The sequence below is a fragment of the Pseudomonas sp. GM55 genome (assembly GCF_000282395.1).
Taxonomy (GTDB): Bacteria; Pseudomonadota; Gammaproteobacteria; order Pseudomonadales; family Pseudomonadaceae; genus Aquipseudomonas; species Aquipseudomonas fluorescens_CC.
Map to the genome: position 1 here is coordinate 71210 of NZ_AKJJ01000079.1, position 6428 is coordinate 77637.

Sequence of the window (6428 nt, forward strand, 5' to 3'; positions counted from 1 at the left end):
GCGACAGGGTCAGCTGTGCACGCGGCTCAGATACTCAAATAACTTGGCCGCTTCCGGCGCAAGCTGTGCCTGACTGCTGACCCCCACGAACAAGGTGCGGTGCGCCCAGTGATCGCTCAGGTCGACAGCAATCAGGCGGGTACCGAGCAATTCGGCACGTACGGATGACAACGGCAAGATCCCGATACCCAGGCCTGCTTCGATCATGCGACAGATGCCGTCGAAACTGCTGACCTGAATCCTGACCTTGAGGATCTTGCCTGCACTCACGGCGGCATCGGTGATTCTGCGCAGCAACGAGCTGCCTTGGTTGAGCGCTACATAATCGAAGCCAAGCGTATCGACAAAGGACACGCGGCGCTCATTGGCCAGTTCATGGCCAACAGGCACAAGCAGCACGAGTCGGTCATCACGATAAGGCAGTTTGTACAGTCCCTCAGCCGGTACGTTATCGGCAAAAATGCCGATATCGGCACGGCCGTTTTCCACGGCCTGGATAATGGGTTCGCTGAGTGCTTCTTCCAGTCCGATACGCACGTTCGGGTTTGCACGCAGGAACGATGCGAGGTCATCCGGCAGGAACTGGACGACGGCGGAAGTGTTGGCAAACAACCGCACATGCCCGCGCACACCGACCGCGTAATCACTGGCGTCGCACGCCATACGGTTCACGCCTTCCAGAATTGTTCTGGCATGTTCAACGATCCCTTGTCCCGCGGCGGTCAATTCGAGCCCCCTTGGCAGGCGCACGAACAGCGGGCACTGGGTCGTACGCTCCAGCTCGGCCAGACGTTTGCTGGCCGCCGAGACCGTCATGTTGGCCTTTTCTGCGGCACGGGACAGGTTGCCCGATTCGGCGGCGAAGATCAGCAGACGTAATGACAGCAGATCGAAGTGCAGGGGATTAATCATCAAGAGGATCCAAGGTTTTCCATTTTGGAAAGAGTAGTGGCGAAAAATGAAATTTTCATCTACCCGGATTGTGCCGATTATCCATGCCACAAGTACTCAACAAGAACGGAAAACGTCATGAGGTTACCTCTGCAAGGTGTCAAGGTCGTGGAGCTCGGTCAACTGATTGCCGGGCCATTTGCGGCGAAAATGCTCGGTGAATTTGGCGCCGATGTAATCAAGATCGAGCCTCCGGTCACCGGTGACCCATTGCGTAAATGGCGCTTGCTGCACGACGGTACTTCCGTCTGGTGGGCCGCACAATCGCGTAACAAACGCTCGCTGACCCTTGATTTGCGCCAGGTTGAAGCCCAACAGGTCGTGCGTCGGTTGCTGGCCGACGCGGATGTGCTGATAGAGAACTTTCGCCCGGGGACCCTGGAAAGCTGGGGGCTGGGTTGGGACGCGCTGCACGCGCTGAATCCGAAACTCGTCATGCTCCGGGTCTCCGGTTACGGTCAGACCGGACCTTACCGTGACCGCCCCGGATTTGGCGTGATCGGTGAAGCGATGGGCGGGTTACGGCACCTTTCCGGCGAGCCCGGGCGAACTCCGGTCAGGGTTGGCGTTTCCATTGGCGACTCGTTGTCGGCCTTGCACGGGGTGATCGGGATTCTGCTTGCCCTGCGTCATCGAGAGCAGAACGGCGGTGACGGCCAGCAGATCGACGTGGCGCTGTACGAGTCGGTGTTCAACATGATGGAAAGCCTGGTGCCCGAATACTCGGTGTTCAATGCCGTTCGTGAGCCCGCTGGCAGCAGTTTGCCGGGTATCGCGCCGACCAATGCCTATCGCTGCCGTGACGGTGGTTTTGCCTTGATCGCGGGTAATGGCGACAGCATCTATCAGCGCCTGATGGAGGTGATTGGTCGCCGTGATCTGGGGGCAGATCCCGATCTTGCGCAGAACCATGGCCGAGTTGCTCAGGTTGAGCGCATCGATGCCGCCATCTCTGAATGGACCGCGCGGCTCACCCTCGATGAGGTCTTGTCGATCCTGACCGAGGCGCGAATCCCGGCCGGGAAAATTTACAACGCTGCCGACATTGCCCAAGACCCGCATTACCGGGCGCGCGACATGTTGCTCGACAGCCAGTTGGATGACGGCACAGCGGTGACGTTGCCCGGCATTGTCCCAAAGCTTGGCACCACACCAGGCAGCGTCACTCGCTCGGCGCCGACCCTTGGCCAGCATACCGCCGAGATTTTGGGTGATCTTGGTATCGACGCTTTACAGCAAGCCGACTGGCGCCAACGCGGCATCATTTGACCCGGAGAATGAACATGCAACGTCTTTTCTTGCAGGAAGTCGCCACGCGTGACGGTTTCCAGAATGAAGCGCGTTTTATCGAGACCGTCGACAAGATCGCCATGATCGACTCCCTCAGCCAGTGTGGTTTCGCCAAGATCGAGGTCACCTCGTTCACGTCGCCCAAGGCCATTACCGCGCTGCGTGACGCCGAGGCGGTGATGCAGGGCATCCGGCGCAACCCGGCGGTGGAATACACCGTGCTGGTGCCTAACGTGCGCGGCGCTGAACGTGCCTTGGCATGCAACATTGATGAAGCCAACCTGGTGATGTCGGTCAGCGAACCGCACAACCGTTCGAATCTTCGCATGAGCCGTGAGCAGTCGTTTGCCCAGCTCAGCGAAGTGGTCAGCGTCATCGGCCGAGGCCCGGTGGCGATCAATGTGTCGTTGTCGACGGTGTTCGGCTGCCCGATGCAGGGCGATGTACCGGTGGGAGAGGTGTTGCACTGGGTCGAACGTTTTGCCGACCTGGGTGCTCGTGGCGTGACCCTGTGTGACACCACTGGCATGGCATATCCGAGTCAAGTCGAGGCGTTATCCCGCGCAGTGCGTGAGCGTTTTCCGGCGCTGCAACTGACCCTGCACTTTCACAATACCCGTGGCATGGCCCTGGCCAATGCGCTGGCGGCGATTGACGCCGGGGTCGATCGTTTCGATTCGTCCCTTGGCGGCCTGGGCGGTTGCCCTTATGCGCCGGGGGCCAGCGGCAATGTGTGTACCGAAGACCTGCTGCACATGCTGCAGCTGATGGGCTTCAATACCGGAGTCGATCTGGATCGGGTGCTGGCGGTCGCCGCGCAGTTGCCGGGTCTGATCGGTCACGACATCCCAAGTCAGATCCTCAAGGCCGGTAAACGTCTGGACCTGCACCCGATACCTGCTCATGTCGCCAACCTGGAAAAACAGGTGCTGTCGGCCCGAACCCTGGAGCTGCGCCCATGATCGACCATCTCGACCATTGGGTGCTGACCACCATCAACCCCGTGGCTGCCGAAGATTTTTACGTGCGGGTCATGGGCATGCAGGTGCAAACCTTCGCCGGTGGGCGCAAGGCGTTCGCTTTCGGTCAGCAGAAAATCAACCTGCACGTACGTGGCCATGAGTTCGAGCCCAAAGCGCACTTGCCGGTTCCGGGAGCGTTGGACCTGTGTTTTATCGCCTCGATCCCCTTGGACCAGGTGATTGCCCACCTGGCCCGTGTCGACTGGCCAATCATCGAAGGCCCAGTGTTGCGCACCGGTGCCACCGGGCCGATCCGTTCCGTGTATGTGCGTGATCCGGACCTGAACCTGATCGAGATTTCTGAACCTGTCCAACCGGAGCGTGCAGCATGAAAGTGGTGTTTCTCGACAGCGACAGCCTGCCCGTGAGCATTACCCGTCCGGCCTGGGTCACGGAATGGCAGGACCGCCCCGACACCCTGCCGGACCAAGTGGTGGACGCGGCTCGGGATGCCGAAGCCGTAATCACCAACAAGGTGCGCATCGGCCGGGCAGAACTTGAGCAACTGCCGAACCTGCGATTCATCTGCGTTGCGGCCACCGGTTACGATTGCATTGACCTGTCGGCCTGCCGTGATTTTTCCGTGAAGGTGTGTAACGTCCCGGACTACTCGGCGCAAAGCGTCGCCGAATCGGTGATCGCGTCAATCTTCGCCTTGCGTCGCCAGCTGTTTGTCTACCAGGCCGCCGCGCTGCGGGACTGGCCAGGTTCGCGACATTTTTGCGTCCATCGCACGCCGATTCAGGATGTTCAGGGCAGCGTGCTGGGCATCGTTGGCCGCGGCGGTATCGGTCTGGCCACGGCGCGTCTGGCAAGTGCCTTGGGTATGCAGTTGCTCTTCGCCGAACACCGTGGCGTGGTCCCGGTGCGCAAAGGTTACCAGTCCTTTGAAAGGGTGTTGGCGCAAAGCGACGTGATTTCTCTGCACTGTCCGTTGACCGAGCGTACCCGACACCTGATCGGAGCCCCGGAACTGGCACAGATGAAACCCGGCACCTTATTGATCAATACCGCTCGCGGGCCGTTGGTGGATGAGGCGGCGGTGCTCGACGCGCTGGAGAGCGGCCGCCTCGGTGGCGCGGCCCTCGATGTGTTGTGCCAGGAGCCACCTCCGGCCGACCACCCATTGCTCAACAGCCGCCATACGAACCTGATCATCACGCCTCATGTGGCCTGGGCCAGCCAGAGCAGCCTGCAACGGCTGGCCGACGGCATCCTTGGCAACCTGCAGGGCTACTACTCGGGGAACCCGATCAATCTCGTGTCGTAAACGTTTCACCACCCAACAAGACCTTTCCCTGGTGACCGGCCGCGCTCCGACATGGCGGCCGACTGCCTGAGGAAATGCATCACGCCTGCGAGGAAGCCATCATGACAACAACAATTACACCCTCGATTGCCGAAAAACCACCGAGCCACTCGCGACTGCGCCGCGTGTTCCGCCACCTGTATGTGCAGGTGCTGCTGGCGATTGTATTGGGCATCATCTTCGGTCATTTCTACCCCAGCCTCGGCGAAGAAATGAAGCCCCTGGGTGATACGTTCATCAAGCTGATCAAGATGCTGATTGCGCCGATTATCTTCTGTACCGTGGTCAGCGGCATTGCCAGCATGCAGAGTCTCAAGCGCATTGGCCGGGTCGGTTTCAAGTCGTTGCTGTACTTCGAGGTGTTGACCACCCTGGCGCTGGTGGTCGGGCTGATCGGGGTCAACCTGATGCAGCCCGGCGCGGGCATGCACATTAACCCGTCGACACTCGATGTTCATGCCGTCGACAGCTACAGCAAGCTGGCACACGAACAGAGTGTGGTGGGATTTCTCACCCATATCGTGCCCAGTACCGTGTTGGGTGCCTTTGCCGAAGGCGATATTCTCCAGGTGCTGTTCATATCCATCCTGTTTGCCTTCGCCTTGCAGATGCTCGGTGCCGCCGGCAAGCCGCTGCTTAACCTGATCGACCTGGTGGCCCAGGCGTTTTTCCGCATGGTCAAAATCGTGATGTATGTCTCGCCGCTGGGGGCCTTCGGTGGCATGGCTTTTACTATCGGCAAGTACGGCGTGGGTTCATTGGGGGCGTATGGCAACTTGCTGATTTGCTACTACGTCACGGCGCTGTTTTTTGTGTTCGTGATCCTCAATCTGGTCGCGCGCCTGGCCGGTTTCAGCCTGTGGCAGTTTCTCAAGTACATCCGCGAAGAGCTGTTTCTGGTATTGGGTACTTCATCGTCGGAGTCGGCATTGCCGCGGTTGATGGGCAAGCTTGATCGTCTGGGGTGTGAGAAGTCGGTTGTAGGGCTGGTGGTGCCTTCGGGTTACTGTTTCAACCTCGATGGCAGCTGCATCAACATGACAGTACTGGCGATTTTCATCGCTCAGGCGCTGGATATCCCCCTCGACCTGTGGCACCAGATCACCTTGTTGCTCATTCTGCTACTGACCTCCAAAGGCGCGGCCAGTGTCACCGGCGGTGCATTCATTACCTTGGCGGCGACCCTGGGCACGCTGGATGTGATTCCGGCAGCGGGGTTGGTGCTTGTGCTTGGTGTCTACCGGTTTATTTCCGAAGGCGGGGCGTTGATCAACGTCATTGGCAACGGTGTCGCCACGCTGTTCATTGCCAAGTGGGAAGGGGCACTGGACGAAGAGAAACTGGCGGCCGAACTGCACAAGGGTTGTGCCCGTGAGCTAGAGGCACAGCCCTGAAAGAGTTGTCGCAAGACAGCCCCAAGACTGCCCGGTCCACGAAAGCTGGGTGGTTTTGGGTTTCTGAATCGGGTGGTTTGAAGGTTTTCGCAAAACCGATCGACTGTATTTGGCAGGTTGACTGTCTGCTTTTGGCTTCTGCCTTTCGCGTTCGGCTGAAAACGCCCCATAGCTGACGGTGTCGACAGGCAGGCATCGGCCAAAAGACCAATAAGGGGTGCTTCAATTACGACGTGGTCCGGGTTCTCTGCTGCCCTGATGCTTTATATAGAGCTTGGAAGTTTTCATAGTGGCAACCCGGGCGCCTTGGTAAGGAAAAGAAATTTTAGAGGGGGGTTGACCGCGTATTTTAATGCTGTAGTATTCGCCTCCCGCTGACGAGAGATCGAAAGCGCAAGTGGTTGAAGTTGTTAAGGATTCCTTGAAAACTTCTGAAAAAAATCACTTGACAGCAAATGAGGC

The 6428-nt window shown here is 58.9% G+C and carries 6 protein-coding genes; 5 read left to right on the top strand and 1 reads right to left on the bottom strand.

Annotated features, from left to right (window positions below; translation table 11 throughout):
• Nucleotides 1-9: 9 nt before the first annotated feature.
• Nucleotides 10-912, bottom strand: a complete 903-nt coding sequence (locus PMI31_RS20235) for a LysR family transcriptional regulator (protein WP_008020198.1) — start codon at nt 910-912, stop codon at nt 10-12.
• Between the two features lie 117 nt (nt 913-1029).
• On the opposite strand from PMI31_RS20235, the gene PMI31_RS20240 reads away from it, so the two are divergent.
• From PMI31_RS20240 to PMI31_RS20260, 5 genes are all read left to right on the top strand, one after another.
• Complete coding sequence (locus PMI31_RS20240) at nt 1030-2220, top strand: CaiB/BaiF CoA transferase family protein (protein ID WP_008020199.1); 1191 nt, start codon at nt 1030-1032, stop codon at nt 2218-2220.
• A gap of 14 nt (nt 2221-2234) precedes the next feature.
• Nucleotides 2235-3203 carry a hydroxymethylglutaryl-CoA lyase gene (locus PMI31_RS20245; protein ID WP_008020200.1) on the top strand — a complete coding sequence of 323 codons (969 nt, stop codon included), beginning with the start codon at nt 2235-2237 and terminating at the stop codon, nt 3201-3203.
• Nucleotides 3200-3595 carry a VOC family protein gene (locus PMI31_RS20250; protein ID WP_008020201.1) on the top strand — a complete coding sequence of 132 codons (396 nt, stop codon included), beginning with the start codon at nt 3200-3202 and terminating at the stop codon, nt 3593-3595. The genes PMI31_RS20245 and PMI31_RS20250 overlap by 4 nt, the downstream gene beginning before the upstream one ends.
• Nucleotides 3592-4533, top strand: a complete 942-nt coding sequence (locus tag PMI31_RS20255; RefSeq protein WP_008020203.1) for a D-2-hydroxyacid dehydrogenase — start codon at nt 3592-3594, stop codon at nt 4531-4533. Before PMI31_RS20250 ends, PMI31_RS20255 begins: the two co-directional genes overlap by 4 nt.
• A gap of 101 nt (nt 4534-4634) precedes the next feature.
• Nucleotides 4635-5966, top strand: coding sequence for a dicarboxylate/amino acid:cation symporter (locus PMI31_RS20260; RefSeq protein WP_008020204.1), 1332 nt, complete (start codon nt 4635-4637; stop codon nt 5964-5966).
• The last annotated feature ends 462 nt before the right edge of the window (nt 5967-6428 follow it).